Source organism: Allobosea sp. TWI1241, assembly GCF_039673065.1.
In the GTDB taxonomy this organism is placed as follows: Bacteria; Pseudomonadota; Alphaproteobacteria; order Rhizobiales; family Beijerinckiaceae; genus Allobosea.
In genome coordinates this window covers 20,182-43,126 of record NZ_JBDJKW010000020.1, presented here as the reverse complement: position 1 = coordinate 43,126, position 22,945 = coordinate 20,182, and the positions used below count along the sequence as shown (strand labels likewise).

General features: G+C 70.7%; 19 protein-coding genes. 8 read left to right on the top strand and 11 right to left on the bottom strand.

Going from position 1 to position 22,945, the window contains the following annotated elements; translation table 11 throughout:
* Positions 1–46: 46 nt before the first annotated feature.
* The 5 genes from ABE438_RS18980 (at position 47) to ABE438_RS18960 (ending at position 6,415) form a co-directional block, all read left to right on the top strand.
* Positions 47–529, top strand: a complete 483-nt coding sequence (locus tag ABE438_RS18980) for a (2Fe-2S)-binding protein (RefSeq protein ID WP_346504239.1) — start codon at positions 47–49, stop codon at positions 527–529.
* Positions 516–1,502: an FAD binding domain-containing protein gene (locus ABE438_RS18975; RefSeq protein ID WP_346504238.1), complete on the top strand. Its 987-nt coding sequence runs from the start codon at positions 516–518 to the stop codon at positions 1,500–1,502. The genes ABE438_RS18980 and ABE438_RS18975 overlap by 14 nt, the downstream gene beginning before the upstream one ends.
* The gene (locus tag ABE438_RS18970; RefSeq protein ID WP_346504237.1) at positions 1,499–3,712 is read left to right on the top strand and encodes a xanthine dehydrogenase family protein molybdopterin-binding subunit; all 2,214 of its coding nucleotides are present in this window, start codon (positions 1,499–1,501) and stop codon (positions 3,710–3,712) included. The genes ABE438_RS18975 and ABE438_RS18970 overlap by 4 nt, the downstream gene beginning before the upstream one ends.
* A 152-nt stretch (positions 3,713–3,864) precedes the next feature.
* Positions 3,865–5,148, top strand: coding sequence for an OmpA family protein (locus tag ABE438_RS18965; RefSeq protein ID WP_346504236.1), 1,284 nt, complete (start codon positions 3,865–3,867; stop codon positions 5,146–5,148).
* 127 nt (positions 5,149–5,275) lie between these two features.
* Positions 5,276–6,415, top strand: coding sequence for an alpha/beta hydrolase (locus ABE438_RS18960; RefSeq protein WP_346504235.1), 1,140 nt, complete (start codon positions 5,276–5,278; stop codon positions 6,413–6,415).
* 10 nt (positions 6,416–6,425) lie between these two features.
* On the opposite strand, the gene hpaR is transcribed toward ABE438_RS18960, so the two are convergent.
* From hpaR to ABE438_RS18915, 9 genes are all read right to left on the bottom strand, one after another.
* The gene (hpaR, locus tag ABE438_RS18955) at positions 6,426–6,938 is read right to left on the bottom strand and encodes a homoprotocatechuate degradation operon regulator HpaR (RefSeq protein ID WP_346504234.1); all 513 of its coding nucleotides are present in this window, start codon (positions 6,936–6,938) and stop codon (positions 6,426–6,428) included.
* A gap of 53 nt (positions 6,939–6,991) precedes the next feature.
* On the bottom strand, positions 6,992–7,405 hold the full coding sequence (locus tag ABE438_RS18950; protein WP_346504233.1) for a 5-carboxymethyl-2-hydroxymuconate Delta-isomerase: 414 nt from the start codon (positions 7,403–7,405) through the stop codon (positions 6,992–6,994).
* A gap of 52 nt (positions 7,406–7,457) precedes the next feature.
* Positions 7,458–8,618, bottom strand: a complete 1,161-nt coding sequence (locus ABE438_RS18945) for a pyridoxal-phosphate-dependent aminotransferase family protein (RefSeq protein WP_346504232.1) — start codon at positions 8,616–8,618, stop codon at positions 7,458–7,460.
* A gap of 49 nt (positions 8,619–8,667) precedes the next feature.
* The gene (locus ABE438_RS18940; protein ID WP_346504231.1) at positions 8,668–9,405 is read right to left on the bottom strand and encodes an amino acid ABC transporter ATP-binding protein; all 738 of its coding nucleotides are present in this window, start codon (positions 9,403–9,405) and stop codon (positions 8,668–8,670) included.
* A 20-nt stretch (positions 9,406–9,425) separates the two neighbouring features.
* Positions 9,426–10,544, bottom strand: coding sequence for an amino acid ABC transporter permease (locus ABE438_RS18935; RefSeq protein ID WP_346504230.1), 1,119 nt, complete (start codon positions 10,542–10,544; stop codon positions 9,426–9,428).
* Positions 10,541–11,725 (bottom strand): amino acid ABC transporter permease, encoded by a 1,185-nt coding sequence (locus tag ABE438_RS18930; protein WP_346504229.1) that lies wholly within the window; start codon positions 11,723–11,725, stop codon positions 10,541–10,543. Before ABE438_RS18930 ends, ABE438_RS18935 begins: the two co-directional genes overlap by 4 nt.
* A 67-nt stretch (positions 11,726–11,792) precedes the next feature.
* Positions 11,793–12,830 carry an amino acid ABC transporter substrate-binding protein gene (locus ABE438_RS18925; RefSeq protein WP_346504228.1) on the bottom strand — a complete coding sequence of 346 codons (1,038 nt, stop codon included), beginning with the start codon at positions 12,828–12,830 and terminating at the stop codon, positions 11,793–11,795.
* A gap of 117 nt (positions 12,831–12,947) precedes the next feature.
* Positions 12,948–13,751 carry a 2-oxo-hept-4-ene-1,7-dioate hydratase gene (gene hpaH, locus ABE438_RS18920; RefSeq protein WP_346504227.1) on the bottom strand — a complete coding sequence of 268 codons (804 nt, stop codon included), beginning with the start codon at positions 13,749–13,751 and terminating at the stop codon, positions 12,948–12,950.
* 2 nt (positions 13,752–13,753) lie between these two features.
* Positions 13,754–14,620: a fumarylacetoacetate hydrolase family protein gene (locus tag ABE438_RS18915; protein ID WP_346504226.1), complete on the bottom strand. Its 867-nt coding sequence runs from the start codon at positions 14,618–14,620 to the stop codon at positions 13,754–13,756.
* Positions 14,621–14,917: 297 nt separating this feature from the next.
* Between ABE438_RS18915 and ABE438_RS18910 the strand changes: the two genes are divergently transcribed.
* From ABE438_RS18910 to ABE438_RS18900, 3 genes are all read left to right on the top strand, one after another.
* Positions 14,918–16,042: an AI-2E family transporter gene (locus ABE438_RS18910; RefSeq protein ID WP_346504225.1), complete on the top strand. Its 1,125-nt coding sequence runs from the start codon at positions 14,918–14,920 to the stop codon at positions 16,040–16,042.
* Between the two features lie 121 nt (positions 16,043–16,163).
* Positions 16,164–17,216 (top strand): patatin-like phospholipase family protein, encoded by a 1,053-nt coding sequence (locus ABE438_RS18905; RefSeq protein ID WP_346504224.1) that lies wholly within the window; start codon positions 16,164–16,166, stop codon positions 17,214–17,216.
* 3 nt (positions 17,217–17,219) lie between these two features.
* Positions 17,220–18,674 (top strand): GntP family permease, encoded by a 1,455-nt coding sequence (locus tag ABE438_RS18900; protein WP_346504223.1) that lies wholly within the window; start codon positions 17,220–17,222, stop codon positions 18,672–18,674.
* Here ABE438_RS18900 and ABE438_RS18895 read toward each other — a convergent pair whose 3' ends face one another.
* Together ABE438_RS18895 and ABE438_RS18890 are read right to left on the bottom strand one after the other, a co-directional pair.
* Positions 18,675–21,746, bottom strand: a complete 3,072-nt coding sequence (locus ABE438_RS18895; RefSeq protein ID WP_346504222.1) for an efflux RND transporter permease subunit — start codon at positions 21,744–21,746, stop codon at positions 18,675–18,677.
* Positions 21,743–22,825 (bottom strand): efflux RND transporter periplasmic adaptor subunit, encoded by a 1,083-nt coding sequence (locus tag ABE438_RS18890; RefSeq protein WP_346504221.1) that lies wholly within the window; start codon positions 22,823–22,825, stop codon positions 21,743–21,745. Before ABE438_RS18890 ends, ABE438_RS18895 begins: the two co-directional genes overlap by 4 nt.
* Between the last annotated feature and the right edge of the window lie 120 nt (positions 22,826–22,945).

Below are 22,945 nucleotides of genomic sequence, written 5' to 3'. Positions count from 1 at the left end.
GATCGTCCTGCCGGTCCCTCCCTCCATCGCTCTCCCGGGGACAGCCATGCCGCAACCCGCCACGCTGACCGTCAGCCTGCTCGTCAACGGCCGGCGGATCGCGGCCGAGATCGACCCGCGCCGCACCCTGCTCGACCTGCTGCGCGAGGATTGCGGCCTGACCGGGCCGAAGAAGGGCTGCGACCACGGCCAGTGCGGCGCCTGCACCGTGCATGTCGACGGCAAGCGGATGCTCTCCTGCCTGAAGCTCGCGGCCTGCGCCGACGGCCACGCGGTGACGACGATCGAGGGCATCGCCGGAGAGGCCGGCCTGCACCCCCTGCAGCAGGCCTTCATCGACCACGACGCCTTCCAGTGCGGCTACTGCACCTCCGGCCAGATCATGTCGGCGCTTGAGGCGCTGGCCGATCCGGCGCTGACCACGCGGGCGCAGATCCAGGAATTCATGAGCGGCAATCTCTGCCGCTGCGGCGCCTATAACGGCATCGTCGACGCGATCATGGACCTCAAGGCCGATGCGCAGCTTTGACTATCTCCGCGTCGACAGCCTGGCGCAGGCGCTGGCGGCGCTGAGCGTCCCGGGCAGCCGCGCGCTCGCCGGCGGCACCACGCTGGTCGACCTGATGAAGCTCGGCGTCGAGACGCCCGCCCGGCTGGTCGATATCGGCGGCCTGCCGCTGGCGACGATCGCTCGCGACGGCGAGGCGCTGCTGATCGGCGCGCTCGCCAGCAACAGCGCCGTGGCGGAGCACCCGGCGGTGCTGCGCCACGCGCCGGCGATCGCCCAGGCCATCCTCTCGGGTGCCTCCGGCCAGATCCGCAACATGGCGAGCCTCGCCGGCAATCTGATGCAGCGCACCCGCTGCCCCTATTTCCGCGCGGCCGACTGGCCCTGCGACAAGCGCGAGCCGGGCTCGGGCTGCGCCGCCGCGACCGGGTCGACCGCCCATCACGCCGTCCTCGGCGTCGGCTCGCCCTGCCGCGCGGTGCACCCGTCCGATCTCGCCGTGGCGCTGCTGGCCCTCGACGCGGAGGTCCACGTCGCCGGCCCGGCCGGCCCGCGCCGCATCGCGATGGCGCGGTTCTACCGCCTGCCCGCCGACACGCCCGCGATCGAGACCGAGCTGGCGCCGGGCGAGCTCATCACCCATGTCGCGGTGCCGGTGGGCGATCTCGCCGGCCGCTCGACCTATCTCAAGCTGCGGGGGCGGGCCTCCTACGAATTCGCCAGCGCCTCGGTCGCGGCGGCGATCCGCGTCGAGGAGGGCGTGGTCGGCGCGGTCGCGGTGGCGCTCGGCGGGCTCGGCACCGTGCCCTGGCGGGACGTCGCCGCGGAGGCGGACCTGCTCGGCCGGCCGCTGTCGCGCGCCGCCGTGGACCGGTTCTGCGACGCGCTGCTCGCCCCGGCGCAGCCGCGAGCCGACAACCGCTACAAGCTCGACCTGGCGCGCGGCGCGATCCGGCGCTGCCTCCTGCCGGACATGATGGAGGAGACGGCGTGAGCAGGCAGGCAGGGGCGGGCGGCGAGGCCGCCAGGCAGATCGGCGCCCCGCGCTCGCGGGTCGACGGCGTCGCCAAGGTGACGGGGCGGGCGGCCTACGCGGCCGACCACGCCTTGCCGGCGCAGGCCCATGCCTGGGCTGTGCGCAGCCCGGTGGCGGCCGGCACGATCCTGGGCTTCGCGCTCGCCGAGGCGCGGGCCGTGGCGGGCGTGATCGCGATCTACACCCATCTCGACGCGGCGCAGACGCTTGGCTGGTCCGCGGACAATCCCGCGCTGGCGGCGAGCGGCGAGGCGCTCGGCCGGCAGGCGATGGCGCAGGCCGAGCCGGAGCCGCCGCCCTTCTACCAGCCGCTGACCGGGCCGGAGATCCTGTTCGCCGGGCAGTGGATCGCGGTCGTCGTTGCCGAGACGCCGGAGGCGGCGCGCGAGGCGGCGCTGCTGGTCCGCGCCGAGATCGCGCCGGCGCCGGCTTCCGCCGTGCTCGACCGCGAGACCGACAGCTTCGTCTCGCCCGGCTTCTTCTTCGGGGCCGAGATGCAGGTCGCGCGGCCGGCCGCGCCCCCCGCCGACGCGGTTACGCTCGCCGAGACCTATGCGACCCCGGCGCAGTTCCACCATCCGATGGAGCCCTCGGCCACGGTCGCCGACTGGCGGGCTGACGGCGTCACCATCCACGATTCGACCCAGGGCGTCTGGGCGGCGCGCGCCTTCATCGCCCGCTCGCTCGGCATCGAGGCGGACAGGGTCAGCCTGCACGCGCGCTATGTCGGCGGCGGCTTCGGCTGCAAGAACCAGATGTGGCCGCATCAGGCGCTGGCGGCGCATCTTTCGCGGGCGCTCGGCCGGCCGGTCCGGCTACAGCTCAGCCGCGCCGATATGAGCGTCGCCTCGGGCCATCGCTCGCAGACCAGCCAGGATGTGCGCCTGACGGCCGCGCCGGATGGCGCCTTGCAGGCGCTGGCGCATGTTTCCTGGCTCCCGACCTCGCTGCGCGGCAACTTCTTCGAGCCCTGCGGCCTGAATTCCATGCTGCTCTACGCGACGCCCGGCCTCGACATCCGCCACCATGTCGCGCGCAAGTCCATTCCCTCGCCGACCGTGTTCCGCGGCCCGGGCGAGACGCCGGGGTCCTTCGCCCTGGAATGCGCGCTCGACGAACTGGCCCGCCGCCTCGACGTGGATCCGATCGCGCTGCGCCGGCGGAACTACGCGATGCGCGACGACTATCACGGGCGCGACTGGTCGGCGAACCGGCTCGCGGCCTGCTACGAGCAGGGCGCCGCCGCCTTCGGCTGGCCGCAGGCACCCACCCCGCCGCGCGCCAGGCGGGAAGGCAGGGAACGTGTCGGCATCGGCATGGCGACGACCGCCTATCCGGCACCGGCGCTGGCCGCCACGGTGAGGCTGCGCCTGCGCCGCGACGGGCCGCTGGCGGTCGAGACCTCGGCGACCGATATCGGCACCGGCATGGCGACGATCCTGGCGCAGGCGGTGGCCGACGGGCTCGGGTGGCCGATCGACGACATCGTGGTGCGCCTCGCCTCGACCGATTATCCCGACGCGCCGACCGCCGGGCGCTCGAAATCCACGGCCAGCGTGCTGCCTGCGGCGGCCGAGGCCTGCCGGATGCTGCTCGAGCGGCTGCGGGCGCTCGGTCCCGCGCCGGCGCCGGAGTCCAACCGCGCGCCCTTCCATCTCCTCGACGCCGCAGGCCTCGACGAACTGGTGGTGGAGGGCAGCTCCACCGGCATGCCCCCGGGGACCGACCTCAGCTTCTATTCCTTCGGGGCGCATTTCGTGGAGGTCAGGGTCGACGAGGCGCTCGGCCGCGTCCGCGTCAGCCGCGTGGTCAGCGCGCTGGACTGCGGCGCGATCGTCAACCCCAAGACCGCCGCGAGCCAGATCAAGGGCGGCATCGTCTTCGGCATCGGCATGGCGCTGATGGAGAAGGGCGAGTTCCACCCCGCCGCCGCGCGGCTGGTGAACGACAACCTGGCCGACTACGCCGTGCCGGTGCACGCCGACGTGCCGGAGATGGAGGTGATCTTCGTGGGCGGCGCCGACGAGCGCTTCAACGCGTTCGGGGCCCGCGGGCTCGGCGAGATCGGCCTGCCCGGCGTGGCGGCGGCGATCGCCAATGCGGTGTTCGACGCCACCGGCAAGCGCATCCGCAGCCTGCCGATCACGCCGGCCGACATCGTCGGCTGAGCGCGGCGGGCGTGAAGTCGCCCGCGCTCGCTTGACTCCGCCGCGTCGCCATAGCCGAATTCCGGGGAGCACTGCTGCGAGACGCGGCGTCCGATGCGAGCCGCCTGCCCGATCGACGCTTCCCCTGCCGCGACCGAGAGCGAGTGTGCCGCATGAGACGAGGTTCCGCGCCCGGCTTGGTGTCGGCGCTGCTGCTGGCGCTGCACGGCGTCCCGTCCTTCGGCCAGGAGGCCCCTGCGGGGGCCGCGCCGCCGGAGGAGGATCTCTTCGCCTTCTCGGCCGGGGCGCGCTTCGTCGAAAAGCCGGCCGATGCCGATTATGCCGATATGGCCTACACGCCCTATGCGCTGATCGACGAGACGCCGGCGACCGAGACGCGTGCGGAAGGCGGCAAGCCGGCCCGCTACGTGCTCGAACTGCCGGAGCGGACGGAGCTTTCCGCGATCGCCTTCGACAGCGCCGGCATGGGCATCCCCGAGAAGTCGGTGAAACAGGTGACGGTCGAGCTCTCCGACAGCTCGGCGAGCACAGGTTTCGTCCCGGTGCTCGACGTCGCGCTGGCGATGGACACCAACGACCAGCGCTTCGCCCTGCCGGGCAAGCCGGTCGGCCGCTTCGTCCGGCTGACCTTCCTCTCCAATCACGGCGCCGAGAATTACGGGCTGACCGGCTTTCGCGGTTATGGCCGCAAGCTCACCGACACCGCCCGCATCGACGATGTCAGCGGCACCTATGGGGGCGCGAGCGGCTGGGGAACGGTCCGGCTCAAGCAGGAGAGCAGCCGCGTCGTCGGCTGTTTCGACTATCGCTCCGGCCTGATCGCGGCCGGCGTCGAGGGCCGCCTGCTCAAGGGCGAGATGATCGAGCACGAGAGCGATGGCAGCGTCGCCAGGCGCTCGCTCGCGCTGTTCGCCTTCGTGCCGGGCAACAGCGCCCTCTTCGTGCTCAGCCGCGGCAGCGAGTCCAATCCCGACTTCGGCTACGACGCCTATTGGAGCGCGCAGAAGCGCTCGAGCGCGATCGGCGACTGTCCGCCGATCGAGGGCTGGGGCGGCAAGGCGGCCGCCGCCTCGCAGCTCGGCGCGGCGCTGCAGGCCGGCGGCCGGGCGCGACTCGACGGGGTGAACTTGGACTTCAACGCCGCGACGATCCAGCCCGTCTCCCTGCCGCTGCTCGACCAGGTGGCGCAGCTGCTACGCACCCAGCCGGACTGGACCGTCACGCTGGAGGGCCACACCGACGCGATCGGCTCGGCCGCTTTCAACCGCGACCTTTCTGCCCGCCGCGCTGCGGCCGTGCGCAGCTATCTCGTCGGCCGCGGCATCGGCGAGGCGCGCCTGAGCGCGGCCGGCTTCGGCTTCGACAGGCCCGTGGCCTCGAACGCGACGCAGGGCGGACGGGCGCAGAACCGGCGGGTCGAGATCGCCCGGCAATAGGGCGCGGCGCGCCGGGCGCGATCCCGGCTTGCGCGCCGGCCGCCATGCTGCGATGGGAGGGGCGGCCGTTGGAAGGGAGGGCGCCCCGTCACGGCCGCGCGGCTGATCCCCTTGGAGACCCTTCGCGATGCGCTTCGTTCTGGTCGCCCGGCTGGCCATGGTCCTGGCAGTGGCTGCGGGGCTCGGCGCCTGCGCCGGCGTGCCCGACAGTGCCGTGCTGCATCCCGTCGCGGAGAAGGCCGGCATCGGCCAGCCGGTGTCGGTGCTCGCCGCTACAACGCGCCAGCGCTCCGCCGCCGATCCGCGCGATTTCACCAGCGAGCGCGAATTCGGGCTGAGCTACGACGCCTATCGCGTCTCGGTGCCGCCGGTGCACGTTCCGGGCGAGATCGAATGGCCGGCGCGGCTGCCCGGCGATCCGGCGAAGAGCTTCGTCGTCACCGGGTCGCAGCGGCTCGACCAGGCCGGCTTCGCCCGCGACGTCACGCGCGACATGAAGGGCAGCGGCGAGGTCATCGTCTTCGTCCACGGCTACAACACCAGCTATCAGGAGGCGGTGTTTCGGGCGGCGCAGCTCAAGCACGACAACGAGATCCGCGAGGCGATGGTCGCCTTTTCCTGGCCGTCGGCCGCGGCCGTGACCGGCTATCTCGCCGATCGCGAGGCCTCGACCTATTCGCGCGACTATCTGGAGCGCACGCTCGACGGGCTGGCGCGCATGCCCGGCGTCAAGCGCATCCACATCATCGCGCATTCCATGGGCGGCTGGCTGACGATGGAGACGTTGCGCCAGGCGACGCTGCGCGGCCGCTCTGCCTTCCTGCCCAAGCTCGGCGAGGTCTTCCTGGCCTCGCCCGACATCGACGTCTACGTCTTCCGCACCCAGCTCGACGTGATCGGCCGCAGCACGCCGCCGATCACGGTCGCGATCTCCGATGACGACCAGGCGCTCGGCCTCTCGCAATGGCTGGCGGGTGACGTGCCGCGCGTCGGCAATATCCCGGCGGACCTGACCGATGCCGAGGAGGCGCGCAAGACCATCGCGCGCTACGGGCTGCGGGTGATCAACATGACCAAGGCGAAGGGAGCCGACCCGGTCAACCACAGCAAGTTCGTCGGCCTCCTGTCGACGCTGAGCCAGATGAAGCGCGGTGAGACGCAGGCGCGCTCTGGCCTGTTGTCGAGTACCGGCATCTTCGCGGTCGACGTCGCCGGCAGCATCCTGCAGGTGCCCTTCCGCGTCGGCGCGGCGATCGCCGGGCGCTGAGGCGCAGGGCTCAGCCGGCGATCTCGGGCCCTTCGAGACAGTCTTCCAGCTGGCGCAGCAGCGCCTGCAGCTCGGCGAGGCGCTCGCTGCCATAGCGGCCGGTGATCTCGCGATAGATCGCCTCGGATTCGACGCCGGCGCGCTCGATCAGCGCGAGGCCGCTCGGCGAGATCGCGACGATGCCGCGCCGCAGATCGGATTTCAGCGTGCTGCGCATGATCAGCTCGCGCTCGTCGAGATCCTTGAGGATGCGCGACAGGCTCGACGGCAGCAGGAAGGTCGCCTCGGCCAGCTCGGTGACCTCGAAATTCTCGCCCGAGGTCAGGGCGCGCAGCACGCGCCATTGCTGCTCGGTGATGCCGAAGCGGCGCAGGCTGGCGCGGAAATGGCGCATCACCGCCTCGCGCGCCCGCAGCAGCGACATCGGCAGCGATTTCGAGAAATGCCGGATGCGGACCCGGGCGGCCGCGGGATCGACGCCGCGCGGCGCCGTCCGGGCGTTCTTCTGGACAGGTTCGGACATTCACACTCCCGGACTCGCGGCGACGCGGCCGGTCATGGCCGCATCGCCTCGGTTCACGCTACCACCGTCTCGGCGCCGCTGCGCCGCTTGAGATAGTCGCGGTAATTGCTGGACTTGAAGTTCAGCGCCTCGTCGGCCTCCTCCATCTGCACGGAGAGGCCGAGCGGACGGCTGGCTGCGACCGGGGCGAGCAGCGCCTTCGCCGCCTCGAAGACGCGGGAGGCCGCGACGGTCTTGTCCTCCTGCGAGCGCCCCTTGGCGATGCGCAGCAGCACATGGACGAAGGCGTTGTCGGGATGACCGTCGACGATCAGATAGCGCTCGACCGGGACGCCGCGGGTGCGGGCGCCGGCGAAGGGAAAGATCGTGCCGTCGCCGATCAGCGCGTCCTGGACCGTCTTGAGCAGCACGGGCACGTCGATGTCGGCTTCGAGATTGGTCGAGTACTCGACCCAGATGTGAGGCATGGCGGTTCTTTCGGGCAGCGCGTCCGGACCCGACGCCCGGACGCTGAAGGGATCAGGCGAGGGCCGCGATCGCCGCGGCGACGCCGCAGCCCTGCGACGGGACCGGGTGGCCGAGCGCGCGCAGGCTGAGTTCGAGGTAGTAAAGGTCGCTCAGAATGTCGGCTTCGCTGATCTGGCCCATGGTGCCGATGCGCAGGACGCGGCCGTTCAGCTTGTTGCGGGCGCCGGCGACGACCGTGTTGTAGGTCTCGTACATGTGCTTGACGATGGCGCCGGCGGTCAGCGGCTCGGGCACGGAGGCGACGACGACGGTGCGCGAGGCGCAGGCGGGATCGCCGAAGGCCGGCAGGCCCAGCGCGACGCAGCCGGCGCGCAGGGCCCGCGACAGGCGCTCGTGCCGGGCGAAGACCTGGGGCAGGCCTTCGTCGTGGATGATCCGCAGCGCTTCCTGCATGCCGAACAGCAGCGAGACCGGGCAGGTGAAGGCGGTCTCGTTGGTGTCGACGCCGGCGAGCGCCTTGCGCATGTCGAGATAGAAGCGCGGGCAGCGATCCTCGCGCATGATCACCGCGCGGGCCTTGTCGCTGACGCTGGCGAAGGCCAGGCCGGGCGGGCACATCAGCGCCTTCTGCGAGCCGGTGACGACGATGTCGATGCCCCATGCGTCCTGGCGCAGTTCCATGCCGCCGAGCCCGCTGATCGAATCGACCAGGAAGAGCGTGTCGCGCTGGCGCAGCAGCGCGCCGATCGCCGCGAGATCGGTGACGGCGCCGGTCGAGCTCTCGTTGTGGACGGTGATGACGGCGCGGTAATCGGCCTTGGCCAGCCGGTCCGCGACGATGGCCGGGTCCGGCGCCCAGCCCCATTCGCTCTCGATTACGTCGACCTCTGCGCCGAGCGCCCGGGCGATCTGGACATAGCGGTCGCCGAACTGGCCATGGGCCAGCGCCAGCACCTTCTCGCCGGGCGCCAGCACGTTGACCAGGCTGGCCTCCATCACGCCGGTGCCGGAGGTGCCGAAGGTCAGGACCGGCCCGTTGGTGCCGAAGAGCGGGCGGATCAGCTGCTGGATCTCGCCCAGCACCGCGCGCATCTCCGGGCCGCGATGGTTGACGATCGGCCGGGCGGTCGCCTGGCGGATGCGCTCGGGGATGGCGATCGGGCCGGGCAGGCGCAGGCGGTAGGGATAGGCGTTGGCGGGCGAGGACGTCACGGGATGGGCCTCCGGAGAAACTGGGGCTGGCGCGGCCGCTTTCGGCCGGTCAGTGGATCACCTGCTGGATGAACTGGCGGGCCCGCTCGGTGCGCGGGGCGGAGAAGAAGCTGTCGGGCGTGCCGATCTCGGCGATGGCCCCGTCCGCCATGAAGACGACCCGGTCGGCGACCGCGCGGGCGAAGCCCATCTCGTGGGTGACGCAGATCATGGTCATGCCGGTGCCGGCGAGCTCGATCATCACGTCGAGTACCTCCTTGACCATTTCCGGGTCGAGCGCTGAGGTCGGCTCGTCGAAGAGCATGACGTCGGGCTCCATGGCGAGTGCACGGGCGATGGCGACGCGCTGCTGCTGCCCGCCGGAGAGCTGGTTCGGGAACTTGCGGGCCTGGTGGCCGATATGGACGCGTTCCAGCAGCTCCATGGCGCGGGCCTCGGCGGTCGCGCGCGGAAGCCGCTTCAGCTTGATCGGCCCGAGGGTGAGATTGTCGAGGATCGAGAGATGCGGGAACAGGTTGAAGCTCTGGAAGACCATGCCGACGCGCTGGCGGATCGCCTCGATGCCGTCGTCCTCCTGGTCGACGCGCGTGCCGGCGACGGTGATCGTGCCCTGCTCATAGGCCTCGAGCCCGTTGATGCAGCGGATCATCGTCGACTTGCCGGAGCCCGACGGGCCGCAGACGACGATGCGCTCGCCACGGCGCACGTCGAGATGGATGTCCTTCAGCACGTGGAACTGGCTGTACCACTTGTTGACGTCGGCGAGGCGGATGAGGGGCGTGTCCATGGCGTGGTGATCCGATGCGGTCAGGTGCGCTCGGCGCGTGCGAAACCGGCCTCGATGGCGCGGCTGTAGCAGGAGAGGCCGAAGCTCATCAGCCAGAAAACCAGGCCGACGACGAAATAGCCCTCGGCCTGGGAGCCGGCCCAGAGCGGGTCGGAGACGCCGGCCGAGACGATGTTGAGCAGGTCGAACAGGCCGACCACCATCACCAGCGTGGTGTTCTTGAGCAGCGAGATCGTGGTGTTGACCACGCCGGGCACAACCTTCCGCACCGCCTGCGGCAGCACGATGTAGAGCATGGTGCGCCAGTAGCCGAAGCCGAGCGCCATCGCCGCCTCGTACTGGCCCTTGGGCAGCGCCTGCAGCCCGCCGCGCATCACCTCGGCCATATAGGCGGCCTCGTAGAAGATGATGCCGGCCACCGCCAGCGCCAGCGGGTTCGGCTTCATGCCGGCCGGCAGGAAGAAGGGCAGCATCACGATCGCCATGAACAGCACCGTGAGGAAGGGCACGCCGCGGCAGAACTCGATGAAGCCGATGCAGAACCAGCGGATCAGCGGCAGCCGGCTGCGCCGCCCGAGCGCGAAGAGCACGCCGAAGGGCAGCGAGAAGGTGATGCCGGAGACCGCGAGGATCATCGTCAGGAGCAGGCCGCCCCACTGGTCGGTCGCGACCACGGGCAGGCCGGCGAAGCCGCCATGCAGCAGCAGGACGGTCGCCAGAGGCAGCACGACCATCATGAACAGGCAGGCCGCCCCCTTGCCGGGAATGCGCGGCACCATCAGCCAGACCAGGCCGCAGACCAGCAGCGCGAAGGCGATGTCGGCGCGCCAGCGCTCGGCCGGCGGATAGAAGCCGTAGACGAATTGCGGCGCCTTCGCCGCAACGAAGGCCCAGCAGGCGCCGGTGCCGGTACAGTCGGCCCGGCTGGCGCCGCGCCAGCTGGCGTCGAACAGCGCCCAGGGCACGATCGTCCAGGCGATGGCGCCGAGCACGGCGATGACCGCGAGCGAGAGCAGCGCGTCGCGCCGCGAGGCGAAGAGCCGGCGCCGCAGCCAGGCGAGCGCCCGGCCGGGGGCGGTCCGCGCCGCGGAGGCCGCCGGGCGGGGCCGGGCGAGGGGCAGGGTGGCAGTCTCGGTCACCGCTCGACGATCCGCGTCATGTGGTTGAACAGGTTGATCAGCGCGCCGATCAGCAGGCTGATCGCGAGATAGACCGCCATGGTCATCGCCACGATCTCGATGGCGCGGCCGGTCTGGTTGATGCTGATGCCGGTGAAGACGCCGACCAGGTCCGGATAGCCGATCGCGACCGCCAGCGACGAGCCCTTGAGGATGTTGAGATACTGGTTGGAGAGCGGCGGCAGCAGGACGCGCACGGCCTGCGGGATCACGATCAGCCGCAGCGACTGCCACCAGCCGAAGCCGATCGCCGAGGCGGCCTCGCGCTGGCCCTTGGGCACGGATTCGATGCTGGCGCGCACCAGTTCGCCGATGAAGGCGGCGTTGTAGATCGCCATGGCCAGCACCAGCGCCGAGAGTTCCGGCACCAGCACCCAGCCGCCGGCGAAGTTGAAGCCCTTGAGCGCCGGCACCGAGACGCCGAGGCTGGCGCCGCCCGCCAGCATGGCCAGCGTCGGCAGCAGCAGGAGCACGGCGATCGCCGGCAGCCAGAGGTTCAGCGCGCGGCCGGTGCGCTCGCGATAGGCGCCGAGCCCGCGGACCAGAACGAGCGTGGCGGCGAGCGCCACCAGCACCGAAAGCGCCAGCAGGCCGGGCCGGTCGGTGGTCAGCGCCGGCACCAGGATGCCGCGGTTCGACAGGTAGACGACGTCGCCGAGCGTAATCGCGGCGCGCGGCGCCGGCAGGGCGCGCAGCGCGACATTGTACCAGATCAGGATGTGCAGCAGCTGCGGCAGGTTGCGGACGATCTCGACATAGATGCGCGCCGCCCGCGCCATCGCCCAGTTGCCGGAGAGCTGCGCGATGCCGACGCCGAAGCCGAGGATGGTCGAGAACAGGATGGCGAGCACCGTCACCAGCAAGGTGTTGGTGATGCCGATCAGGAAGACGCGCCAGTAATTGTCGCTGGCGGAATAGGGCAGCAGGCTGAAGGCGATCTCGAAGCCGGCCTCCTGCCAGAGGAAGTCGAAGCCGAGCTTCAGCCCGCGCGTCGCGAGATTGTCCTGCAGATTGCCGATCGCCACCCAGGCGAGCAGGGCGAGCCCCGCGACCAGGAGGCCCTGATAGAGCCAGCCCGCGACGCGCCGGCGGCTGAAGACCGGGCGGCGTGAGGGCAGCGAGGCGGCGGGGATCGTGCTCATCGGTCGACGCGTGGTTGCCTGTCGGTGCGAGGGAGGCCGGCGCGGTTCGCGCCGGCCTCGGACGGCGTCAGCGCAGCAGCGGCGCGGACATCAGCCCCTGGGCGTTCCAGAGATTGTTCAGGCCGCGCTGCAGCTTGATCGGGCTCTTGGCGCCGAGGTTGCGGTCGAACATCTCGCCGTAATTGCCGACCGCCTTGACGGCGTTGAACGCCCAGGCGTTGTCGAGGCCGAGCTTGGCGCCGAAATCGCCGGTGGTGCCGAGCAGGCGCTGCACTTCCGGCGAGGTCGAGCTCGCCTTCATCTGCTCTACATTGGCCTGGGTGATGCCGAGTTCCTCGGCCGCGACCAGCGCGTTCAGCGTCCAGGCGACGATGTCGCGGAAGCGGCTGTCGTCCTTGCGGACCACCGGGCCGATCGGCTCCATCGAGATCAGCTCCGGCAGCACGACCCACTCGTCCGGGTTGCCGAGCTTGGAAACGGCGCCGGCGAGCGCGCTCAGCACGTTGGCGTAGACGTCGCAGCGGCCGGAGGCGAGGTTCTTCTCGTTCTGGTCGCGGGTGTTGGCGGTGACGGGGGTGAACTTCATGCCGTTCTTGCGGAAGAAGTCGGCGAGGTTCAGCTCGTAGTTCGAGCCGGCGGAGACGCAGATCGAGGCGCCTTCCAGCTCCTTGGCGCTCTTCACGCCGAGCGACTTCTTCGCGAGGAAGCCCTGGCTGTCGTAGAGGTAGACGCCCGGCCAGGCGACGTTGAGCTCAACGTCGCGGATGAAGGTATGGGTCGCGGTGCGCGCCAGCAGGTCGATGCCGCCGGACTGCAGGGTGGCGAAGGCCGTCTTGATCTCGAGCGGGACGTATTTGACCTTCTCGGCGTCGCCGAGCACCGCGGCCGCGACGGCGCGGCAGAAATCGACCTCGAAGCCCGACCATTTGGCGTTGCTGTCGAGCGTGCTCATCCCGGTCTGGACGCCGCTGGAGACGCCGCAATTGACCGCGCCGCGCGCGGCGATGGCCTTCTGGGTCGCGCCGCTGTCGGCCTGGGCGGTGGTGGCGGCGAGCATGAGGCAGCCGGCGACGAGGGCGAGCGGCCTAGGCAGAGATCCGAGCATTCTGTCCTCCCGAGTGGGTCCTTAACGGGCGACGTTCCCGCGCCGCCCGCACTGCGCCAGAGGTGGCGTATAGCATGTTAATTATCAAGTTAATTATATCGGCCGTTTCGCCGCGGATCAGGCGAAATGGCAGCCGATCGAGCCCAGCGGGCCGTAATCGGCGCTGATCGTGTCGCCATGGCGCGCTTCGACCGGCCGGATGAAGGAGCCGGCGAGCACGACCTGCCCGGCCTCGATCCGGGCGCCGTAGCGGGCCAGCCGGTTGGCGAGCCAGGCGACGCCGCGGGCCGGGTCGTTCAGCACGCCGGCGCCGAGCCCGGTCTCCTCGACCTGGCCGTTGCGCGAGACGATGGCGCCGGCCCAGCGCAGGTCGACCTGATCGGGCCGCACGGCGCGGCCGCCGAGCACGATGCCGGCATTGGCGGCGTTGTCGGCCACGGTGTCGAGGATGCTGCGCGCCTTGCCGGTCTGCGGGTCGACGCGCAGGATGCGGGTGTCGAGGATCTCGAGCGCCGGCGTGACGTAAGCCGTGGCGTCCAGCACGTCGAAGACGCTGACGTCCGGCCCCTCTAGGGCGGACTTCATCACGAAGGCGAGCTCGGCCTCGATACGCGGCTGGATGAAGCGGTCCTCGGGCACGGTGGCGCCGTCCTCGAAGCGCATATCGTCGAAGAGCACGCCGGAATCCGGCGTGTCGATGTTCAGCGCGTATTGCATCGCCTTGGAGGTCAGGCCGATCTTCCAGCCGATCACCCTGCGCCCGGCGGCGCGCTTGCGCGCCACCCAGGCGTCCTGGATCGCATAGGCGTCGTCGAGGGTCATCTGCGGGAAACGCAGCGACATCAGCCCGGTCTGGCGGCGGGTCTTCTCGGCCTCGTCGAGGCTGGAGGCGGCGGCGGCGATCTCGTCGGGGGAGAGCATGATCAGACCTCGTCGGCGATGGTGTTGCGCAGCAGGCCGATGCCTTCGGCCTCGACCTCGACGACATCGCCGGGCTCGAGCCAGACCGGCGGGTCGAAGCGCGCGCCGGCGCCGGTGGGCGTGCCGGTGATCAGGATGTCGCCGGGCACCAGCGTGGTGAAGGTCGAGACGTAGGCGATGATCTTGCGGAAGGAGAAGATCATCCGGCTGGTGCGGTCGCTCTGGCGCAGTTCGCCATTGACGCGGGTGGTCAGGGCGATGTCGGCGATCTGGGCCTCGCCGACGAAGGGCACCAGCCAGGGGCCGAGCGCGCCGGAGCGGTCGAAGTTCTTGCCCTGGGTGACGTTGAACTTGGCGTGGCGCACCCAGTCGCGGATCGTGCCCTCATTGGCCAGCGTCAGCGCCGCGACATGGTCGAGCGCGTCGCGCTCGGCGATGCGGCGGCCGGGCTTGCCGATCACCAGCGCGATCTCGCCCTCATAGTCGAGCTGGACGCTCTCGGGCGGGCGGATCAGCGGCTGGTCGTGGGCGGTGAAGGAGCGCAGGAAGCGCGGGAACAGCGACGGGTTGGGCGGTGCCTCCTGCCCGTCCTTGTACTCGGCGTTGCGGTCCGGGAAGTTCACGCCAACGCAGATGATCTTCTCGGGCGTCAGCGACGGCACCGCGAAGACGACGTCCTCCAGCGCGTGATCGGGTGCCAGGCCCGCGGTCTCGTCGGCGAGGCGGGCGAAGGCTCCCTCGCGCAGCAGCCCCTGCTGGTCGGGGAAGGTCGTGGCGAAACGGGCCGAGAGGTCGACGACGCCGCCATCCCTGACGATGCCGTGGCCGCTGGTGCCGCCATGGCGAAAACTGATGAACCTGGACGTCACGCGCTGTTTCCTCGCTCGGGCATGGCCGGACGCGGTGGACGTGACGCGCCGACATCAGGCCGCGGCGCGCCATCCCGAAGGGCCGGCGCGATCTATTTATCATGTTAATCAGTTTTGGGAAGCGTCGCGTTGCATCCAGCTGCGACGTATTCCGGTTGCCGCGAAGCGCCGTCGTGTCACGCCGCCAGGGCCTGGGCCGCTGTGGACTCTCCCCGCCGCGTATGCGGTGCTATGCAAAGGCGGCGGGGCGCGGCATGGGCCGGTGCCCGCGCGGGCGTCGAGGCGGAAGGCCGGGCAGTGGAACAGCGCAGGGAGATGGTCGAGCCGGCCCCGCCGGCGGCGCGCGGCAAGGATCCGCGCGGATTCGAGCGGCTGTGCCTCGGCATCATCGTCGCCGCGATCGTGCTGGTCATCCTGGTGCAGGCCAAGTTCTTCCTGATCCCGCTGGCGATCGCGGCGCTGCTGTTCAGCCTGATCGGCGCGGCGATCGACCGGATCATGTCGGTGCGCATCGCGGGCTTCGCCGTGCCGTACTGGCTGGCGAGCCTGCTGGCCGTCTCGGCGATCGGCTTCGTGATGATGGAGCTGTTCGGCTTCGTCGCCTCGCAGGTCGACGTCGTGCTGGCGACGCTGCCGATCTATATCGAGCGCGGCCAGATCGCGATCGCAAGGCTGTTCTCGCTGGTCGGCGACGACGTGGCGCGCGGCGTGCTGGACGGCTTCCGCGACATCAACCTCAACGCCTATCTGCGCATGGCTGCCGGCTCGGCCGGCTCGCTGCTGGCGGTGGGCGTGATGCTGATCGTCTATGTCGGCTTCCTGTTCGGCGAGCGGGTGCATTTCGAGACCAAGCTCGGCAAGCTGTTCCCGCAGCCCGAGCGCGCCACGCATGTGCGCACGGTGCTGCTCTCGATTCGGCGCAGCGTGCATCACTATGTGCTGGTCAAGACTGCCGTCAGCGCGGTGACGGGCCTGGTGATCTACGGGGTGGCGCGGCTGTTCAAGCTCGACTTCGCCGAGCTGATCGCGATCCTCACCTTCCTGCTCAACTTCATCCCGACGCTGGGCTCCATCGTCGCGACCGCGCTGCCGGTGCTGGTGGCGCTGGTGCAGTTCGACGCGCTGCTGCCCGTGCTCGGCGTGCTCGCCGCCGCCGGCACGGTGCAGTTCGTGCTGGGCAACATCCTCGATCCGATGCTGATGGGCCGGACGCTGCAGATGTCGTCCTTCGCCATCATCCTGTCGCTGACCGTGTGGAGCGCGATCTGGGGCGTGCCGGGCATGTTCCTGGCGGTGCCGCTGACCGCGATGGCGATGATCGTCTGCGCCCATATCGAGGCGTTGCGGCCGATCGCGATCGTGCTCTCGCGCGATGGCGAGCCGCTGTTCGGCCAGGACGAGGCGGCAGGCGAGACGGCCTGACGCGACCGGCCTGGGAGCACCTCCCCGGCCGCATGGCGGCCCGGCCCCCGTCGATCTTTGCGGTGCAGCATAAATGCCCTAGTCTTGGGTGCGTTGCAGCATTCGGCGGGAGACGCGACCGATGACCTCCGGAGCCCTTCCCATCGACCTCGCCCTGCAGGGCGGCGGCTCCCATGGCGCCTTCACCTGGGGCGTGATCGAGCGCATCTTCGAGCAGGAGAGCCTGCGCGTCGAGAGCATCTCCGGCACCTCGGCGGGGGCGATGAACGCGGCGGTGCTCGGCCATGGCTACATGGTCGGCGGGCCCAAGGGCGCCGTCGCCGCGCTGGAGCGCTTCTGGCGCAGCGTCAGCGAGGCGGCGCGCTTCAGCCCGATCCAGCGCACGCCCTTCGACGTCGCGGCCGGCAACTGGTCGCTCGACGGCTCGCCCGGCTATCTGTTCTACGACGTGTTCAGCCGGCTGTTCTCGCCCTATGAGGTCAACCCGACCAATATCAACCCGCTGCGCGACATCCTCGAGGCGCATGTCGATTTCGCCCGGCTGCGCGACTGCCCGCTCAAGCTCTTCGTCAACGCCACCAATGTCCGCACCGGCCTGCCGCGCCTGTTCCGCAATGCCGAGCTGACCGCCGACGTGATCCTGGCCTCGGCCTGCCTGCCGCTGATGCACCAGGCGATCGCGATCGACGGCGACGCCTATTGGGATGGCGGCTTCTCGGGCAATCCGCTGCTGACGCCGATCATCCGCGAGAGCGCGGCGCGCGACATCGTGCTGGTGCAGATCAACCCGATCGAGCGGCCGGGCGTGCCGCGCTCGGCCCGCGAGATCCTCAACCGGCTGAACGAGATCTCCTTCAATTCGAGCCTGAAGAAGGAACTGCGCGCCATCGCCATGTTCCAGCGGCTGTTCGCGGCCGCCAATCTCGGGGCGGAGATCGACGTGTCCTGGGCCGAGCAATGGTCGGATGTCCGCATCCATCGCATCGCCACGCCGAAGATGGTCGAGCTCGGCGCCTCCTCGAAGCTCAACGCCGAATGGGAGTTCCTGACCATGCTGCGCCAGGAGGGCCGCGACTGCACCGACAGCTTCCTCGCCGAGCATGCCGGCGATCTCGGCCGGCGCTCGACCTATGAGATCGACACTCTGCTCGACACCCTGCTGGAACAGGTCTGAGCCATGGATCTGATCGGCATCCTCTTCGCGCTCGGCCTGCTGGTCCTGCTGGCCTATCGCGGCTGGAGCATCCTGCTGCTGGCGCCGCTCTGCGCCGTGCTCGCCGCGGCACTGGCCGGCGAGCCGATGCTGGCGAGCTGGACGCAGACCTTCATGCGCAACGCCGCGGATTTCGTGGCGCAGTTCTTCCCGATCTTCCTGCTGGGAGCGCTGTTCGGCAAGCTGATGGAGGCGAGCGGCTCGGTCGAGGCGATCGCCGGCGCGATGACACGGCGGCTCGGCACGCGCCGCGCGATCCTGGCGATCGTGCTGGCGGGCGCCCTCGTCACCTATGGCGGCGTCAGCCTGTTCGTCGCCTTCTTCGTGCTGGCCCCGATGGGGCATGCCTTGTTCAAGGCGGCGGACATTCCGCACCGGCTGATGCCGGCGGCGATCGCGCTCGGCACCTCGACCTTCACCATGTCGGCGATGCCCGGCACGCCGGCGATCCAGAACGCGATCCCGATGCCGTTCTTCGGCACCAACCCCTTCGCGGCGCCCGGCCTCGGCCTGATCGCCTCGGCGATCATGCTCGGCTTCGGCCTCTGGTGGCTGTCGCGGGCCGAGGCGCGCGCGCGTGCCGCCGGCGAGGGCTATGCCTTCGAGGGGGCGATCGCGCCCGAGAGCGTCGCCGACAGCGAGCTCATTCGCGAGCGCGCCACCGCCGCACGCGAGTTCGACCCCCACGAGATCGTCCGCGGCGCCCATGCGCAGAGCCTGCCACCGGTGGCGATCGCGGCCCTGCCGCTGGTCACCGTCGTCGCGGTCAACCTGCTGATGTCCTTCGCGGTGCTGCCGCGCTTCGACGCCGGCTTCCTGGCGCTGCCGCAATGGGGCGAGACCTCGCTGGCGGCCGTTGGCGGCGTCTGGTCGGTGATTGTGGCGCTGGCGGCGGCGATCCTCGTGCTGGTCGCGACCAATCTGTCGCGGCTGACCAGCCTGCGCGAGACCATGGGCGCCGGCGCCAACGCCGCGGCGCTGCCGATCCTCAGCGTCGCCAGCCTGGTCGGCTTCGGGGCGGTGGTGGCGTCGCTGCCGGCCTTCGCGGCGGTGAAGGCCTGGGTGCTCGCCATCGACGGCGGGCCATTGGTCTCGCTCGCCGTCTCCACCAACATCCTGGCGGCGCTGACCGGCTCGGCCTCGGGCGGGCTGACCATCGCGCTCGACGCGCTGGGGCCGACCTATATGCAGATCGCGGCGCAGGCCGGCATCGACCCGGCGCTGATGCACCGCGTCGCGGTGATCGGCGCGGGCACACTCGACAGCCTGCCGCATAACGGCGCGGTGGTGACGCTGCTCGCGGTCTGCGGCACGACGCATCGCGAGGGCTATCTCGACATCGTCATGGCCGCGATCGTCAGCGCGCTGGTGGCGCTGGTCGCGGTGATCCTGCTCGGCTCGCTGGTCGGCTCGTTCTGATCAGGCGGCCTTGGCGGCCGCCGGGGCGGGGCCAGGGCGCTCGTCGCGCGCGAACAGCGCGACGAAGGCGACCGGCAGGAAGACCAGGGTGAGCAGGGTCGCGACCAGCAGCCCGCCCATGATCGAGACCGCCATCGGGCCCCAGAACACGGTCGGCGCGATCGGGATCATGCCGAGCACGGTCGAGACCGCGGTGAGCATGATCGGCCGGAAGCGCAGCATGCAGGCGGCGGTCACCGCGGCGTGCAGATCCTTGCCCGCGGCGCGCTCGGCGTCGATCTGCCCGATCAGGATCACGGCGTTCTTCATGATCATGCCGACCAGCGCGACGATGCCGAGAATGGCGACGAAGCCGAGCGGCCGGTTCGACAGCAGCAGGGCCGCGACCACGCCGATCAGCCCGAGCGGCGCGACGCTGACCACGAGGGCGAGCTTGCGGAAGCTGCGCAGCTGCACGATCAGCACGGTGAGCATCAGGAGCAGCATCAGCGGCACCACGGCGATGACCGAGGCCAGCGACTTGGCGCTCTCCTCGACCGTGCCGCCCACAGCGATGTCGTAGCCGGCCGGCAGGTCCCGCCGCAATTCGGCGATCTCCGGGGCGAGCGCCGTCGCCACCGTCTCCGGCAGCACGCCGGGTGCGACGTCGGCCTGGACCGTCAGGGTCGGCGTGCGGTCGCGCCGCCAGATCAGCGGCTGCTCCTGCGCGTAGTCGAGCGTCGCGAACTGGCCCAGCGCCACGGTGCGTCCGGAGGGCAGCGGCACCTGCAGGGTGAGCAGGGAGGAGAGCGAGGCGCGCTCCTCCGGCGTGGCGCGCAGCACCACGTCGACGAGGTGGATGTCGTCGCGGATCTGGGTGATCGTCGTGCCGGAGACCACCGTTGCCAGCACCGAGGCGATGGTCGAGGAGCTCAGCCCCAGCAGCCTGGCCTGGTCCTGGTCGATACGGATGCGCAATTCGCGCGCCGGCTCGTTCCAGTCGAAATTGACCAGCTTGGTGCCCTTGGCCTGTGAGACGGTCGCGGCGAGACCGAGCGCGATCTCGCGGACGCGGGCCGGGTCGGGGCCGCTGACACGGTACTGCACCGGCCAGCCCACCGGCGGGCCGAGCTCGAGCGGATAGACGCGCGAGACCAGCTCGGGGAACTGCTCGGCCAGCGCCCGTTCCAGCTTCGCGCTCAGCCGCTCGCGCGCCGCGACGTCCTTGGCGACGATCACCGCCTGCGAGAAGAAGCTGTTCGGCAGCTGGGCGTTGAGCGGCAGGTAGAAGCGGATCGCGCCGCGCCCGACATAGCTGCTCCAGCGCTCCACATCCGCGTCGCCCTTGAGCAATGCCTCGAAGCGGCGCGTCGTCTCCAGGCTGGCGTGGATCGAGGCGTTCTGCGGCAAGGCGAGATCGACCAGCAGCTCCGGCCGGTCGGAGGAGGGGAAGAACTGCCGCGGCACCAGCGGCAGGGCCAAAAGCGAGAGCCCGAACAGGCCGGCCGCGGCGGCGATGGTGATCCAGCGCAGCGCCAGGGCCCGTTCCAGCAGCCTGGCATAGAGCCGCATCGCGAAGCCCGGGCCGGCGGGCTCGGCGTCCGGCTTCGGCGCACGCAGGATCGCGACGCCGAACAGCGGCGTGAACAGCACGGCGACGAACCAGGAGACGACCAGCGCGATCGAGACCACGGCGAACAGCGAATAGGTGTACTCGCCCGCCGCGCTCGCTGCGAAGCCGACCGGCACGAAGCCGGCGATGGTGACGAAGGTGCCGGCCAGCATGGCGAAGGCATAGTTGCCGAAGGCGAAGCTGGCCGCGTCGTGCGGCGCGTCGCCGGCCGCCAGCCGGTTCACGGTGGCGTCGGTGGTGGTCATGGCGTCGTCGACCAGCAGAGCCAGCGCGATGATCAGCGCGCCGAGCGAGACGCGGTGCATGTCGATGCCGACGAGGTCCATCACCGCGAAGACGATGGCGAGCGTCAGCGGGATCACCAGCGCGACGATCAGCCCGGCGCGCACGCCGAGACTGACGAAGCTCACCGCCAGGATGATCAGCACCGCCTGCCAGAGCGAGGTCATGAAGTCGGCGATGGCGCCGTCGACGGTGACGGCCTGGTCGGCGACGAGGCGGCTTTCGATGCCGATCGGCAGGTCGGCGGTGGCCTGCGCCAGCGCGGCGCGGACATTGCGGCCGAGCGCCAGGATGTCGCCGCCGTCGCGCATGGCGATCGCCAGGCCGAGCGCCGGCTGGCCGTCGACGCGGAACAGCGGCTGCGGCGGGTCGATCCCGTCGCGGCGGATTTCGGCGATGTCACCGAGGCGCAGCAGGCGCCCGCCCACCGAGAAGTTGATGTCGCGGATATCCTGCTCGGAACCGAAGGCGCCGGAAACGCGCAGCGCCACGGTCTCGCCGCCGGCCTGCACGGTTCCGGCGGGCCGCACGATGTTCTGCGCCTGCAAGGCGCCCACCAGCGCCGCCCTGTCGACGCCCAGCGAGGCCAGCTGCGCCATCGAGACCTCGATGAAGACGCGCTCGTCCTGGGCGCCGAGCAGCTCGATCTTGCCGACGTCCTTGACCCTGAGCAGCTTCGAGCGGACCTCTTCGACATGGTCGCGCAGCTCGCGCATCGAGAAGCCGTCGGCGGTGAAGCCGTAGATCAGCCCGAAAGTGTCGCCGAACTCGTCGTCGAAGCCCGGCCCGACCACCCCGGCCGGCAGGGTATGGCGCATGTCGCCGATGCGCTTGCGCACCATGTACCAGATGTCGGGCACCTGCTTGGCCGGCGTGGCGCCGTCGAGGGCGACGAAGATCGTGGTGACACCGGCGCGCGTGAAGCTGCGCACCGAATCGAGATGCGGCGTGTCCTGCAGGGTGCGCTCGAGCCGCTCGGTCACCTGCCGCAGCGTGTCCTCGACCGTGGCGCCCGGCCAGCCGGCCTGCACCACCATGGTCTTGATGGTGAAGCTCGGATCCTCGCTGCGGCCGAGGCGGTTGAACGACCAGACGCCGGCGACGATCGCGACGATCATCAGGTAGATCACGATGGCGCGGTTGCGCAGCGCCCAGGCCGACAGGTTGAAGCTGGTCATCGCCCGGCCTCGAGCAGGCGCACCTGCTGGCCGGGGTGCAGCGCCTGGACGCCGGCGGTCACGACGATGTCGCCGGGGGCGAGCCCTTCCGAGACGGTCGCCGTCGCGACGCCGAAGCCGGCGAGCTCGACCGGGCGCAGCGCAACGGTCAGCGCCTGCGGATCGACGACCCAGACGGCCGGGCGGCCCTCGGAGCTGGTCAGCGCGGAAGAAGCCAGCGTGATGCGAGGGGTGCTTTCGGTGGCGGCGGTGCCGCGCACCGTCGAGCCCAGGCGCATCGCCTCGGGCGGATCGATAAGCCCGACGCGGACGCGGAAGGTGCGGGTGACGGGGTCGGCCTGCGGCGAGACCTCGCGCACGCGGCCCCTGGCCGTCACGTCGGCGGCGTCGGTCAGCGCGACGGAGACGGCCGGATCGGCCGGCATCTGGCGGATGAGCTGGGCCGGCACCTCGAACACGGCGTCGCGGCCGCCCTCGCGGGCGATCTGGACGATCATCTGGCCCGGCTGCACGACCTCGCCGGCTTCCGCCCCGCGTGCGGTCACGGTGCCGGCGGCATCGGCGCGCAACTCGGTGAAGTCGACGCGGTCGCGGGCGATGCGCAGCTGGGCGCGGGCGTCGTCGAGCCGCGACTGCGCCGTCTGCAGCGCCTGCCGGGCCTGGTCGTGATTGGCCTTGGTGGTGAAGCCGCTGCGCAGCAGGCTCTCCTGCCGGCCGAAGCTGTTGCGGGCCTGGACGAGTTGGCCTTCTGCCGCGGCCTCGCCGGCTTCGGCCGATTTCAGCGCGTTGAGCTCGTTCTGCGAATCGAGTCGGGCGAGGACCTGGCCGGGCGAGACCCGGTCGCCGACATTCACGGCGCGCTCGATGACGCGGCCGGCGATGCGGAAGGCGGCCGAGACCTCGTTGACCGCCTGCACCGTGCCGGTGAGCGAAAGCGGCTCGCCGGTCGTGGTCTCACTGACGGTAACGGTGCGGACCGGGCGCACCGGGTCGGGGGCCTGCTCCTCCTCGGAGCGGCAGCCGGCGAGCAGCGGCCCGATCACGGCGGCCAGCAGGAAAAGCGGGATGGTTCTGCGCATGGTCTGATCGCGTCCGCGTCTGTTTTTCGGCTCTCGCCGCTGACGCCTTCGGTCGCGTGGGGCTCACCGGCACGGCCGGAAGGTGCAGATGCACAGGTCTAGTCAAAGCTGTGCCGCGAC

Excerpts from the sequence above, each read along its gene's own strand:
- ABE438_RS18980 (WP_346504239.1), top strand. The coding sequence starts at position 47 with ATGCCGCAACCCGCCACGCTGACCGTCAGCCTGCTCGTCAACGGCCGG.
- ABE438_RS18975 (WP_346504238.1), top strand. The coding sequence starts at position 516 with ATGCGCAGCTTTGACTATCTCCGCGTCGACAGCCTGGCGCAGGCGCTG.
- ABE438_RS18965 (WP_346504236.1), top strand. The coding sequence starts at position 3,865 with ATGAGACGAGGTTCCGCGCCCGGCTTGGTGTCGGCGCTGCTGCTGGCG.
- ABE438_RS18960 (WP_346504235.1), top strand. The coding sequence starts at position 5,276 with ATGCGCTTCGTTCTGGTCGCCCGGCTGGCCATGGTCCTGGCAGTGGCT.
- hpaR (WP_346504234.1), bottom strand. The coding sequence starts at position 6,938 with ATGTCCGAACCTGTCCAGAAGAACGCCCGGACGGCGCCGCGCGGCGTC.
- ABE438_RS18950 (WP_346504233.1), bottom strand. The coding sequence starts at position 7,405 with ATGCCTCACATCTGGGTCGAGTACTCGACCAATCTCGAAGCCGACATC.
- ABE438_RS18940 (WP_346504231.1), bottom strand. The coding sequence starts at position 9,405 with ATGGACACGCCCCTCATCCGCCTCGCCGACGTCAACAAGTGGTACAGC.
- ABE438_RS18930 (WP_346504229.1), bottom strand. The coding sequence starts at position 11,725 with ATGAGCACGATCCCCGCCGCCTCGCTGCCCTCACGCCGCCCGGTCTTC.
- ABE438_RS18925 (WP_346504228.1), bottom strand. The coding sequence starts at position 12,830 with ATGCTCGGATCTCTGCCTAGGCCGCTCGCCCTCGTCGCCGGCTGCCTC.
- hpaH (WP_346504227.1), bottom strand. The coding sequence starts at position 13,751 with ATGCTCTCCCCCGACGAGATCGCCGCCGCCGCCTCCAGCCTCGACGAG.
- ABE438_RS18905 (WP_346504224.1), top strand. The coding sequence starts at position 16,164 with ATGACCTCCGGAGCCCTTCCCATCGACCTCGCCCTGCAGGGCGGCGGC.
- ABE438_RS18900 (WP_346504223.1), top strand. The coding sequence starts at position 17,220 with ATGGATCTGATCGGCATCCTCTTCGCGCTCGGCCTGCTGGTCCTGCTG.
- ABE438_RS18895 (WP_346504222.1), bottom strand. The coding sequence starts at position 21,746 with ATGACCAGCTTCAACCTGTCGGCCTGGGCGCTGCGCAACCGCGCCATC.
- ABE438_RS18890 (WP_346504221.1), bottom strand. The coding sequence starts at position 22,825 with ATGCGCAGAACCATCCCGCTTTTCCTGCTGGCCGCCGTGATCGGGCCG.